Consider the following 445-nt stretch of genomic DNA (forward strand, 5'->3'; position numbering starts at 1 on the left):
AACTCACCTTCGCCGATAGTGAATTCAGCACTAAGCGCCGTCAGACCCGAAAAGAGATTTTCCTCTCCCGCATGGAGCAGATTCTGCCATGGCAGAATATGACCGCTGTCATCGAGCCGTTTTATCCCAAGGCGGGCAATGGCCGACGGCCCTATCCGCTGGAGACCATGCTGCGTATTCACTGCATGCAGCATTGGTACAACCTGAGCGACGGTGCCATGGAAGATGCCCTGTACGAAATCGCCTCCATGCGCCTGTTTGCCCGATTATCCCTGGATAGCGCCCTGCCGGATCGCACCACCATCATGAATTTCCGCCACCTGCTCGAGCAGCATCAACTGGCCCGTCAATTGTTCAAGACCATCAATCGCTGGCTGGCCGAAGCAGGCGTCATGATGACCCAAGGCACTTTGGTGGATGCCACCATCATTGAGGCACCCAGCTC

1 pseudogene is annotated in these 445 nt (G+C 56.2%); it reads left to right on the forward strand.

Annotated elements, in window-relative coordinates:
- A pseudogene (locus LZP96_RS24020) lies at nucleotides 1-445 on the forward strand (IS5-like element ISKpn26 family transposase); the annotation flags it as partial.

The sequence above is a fragment of the Huaxiibacter chinensis genome, assembly GCF_022171985.1.
In the GTDB taxonomy this organism is placed as follows: domain Bacteria; phylum Pseudomonadota; class Gammaproteobacteria; order Enterobacterales; family Enterobacteriaceae; genus Enterobacter; species Enterobacter chinensis_A.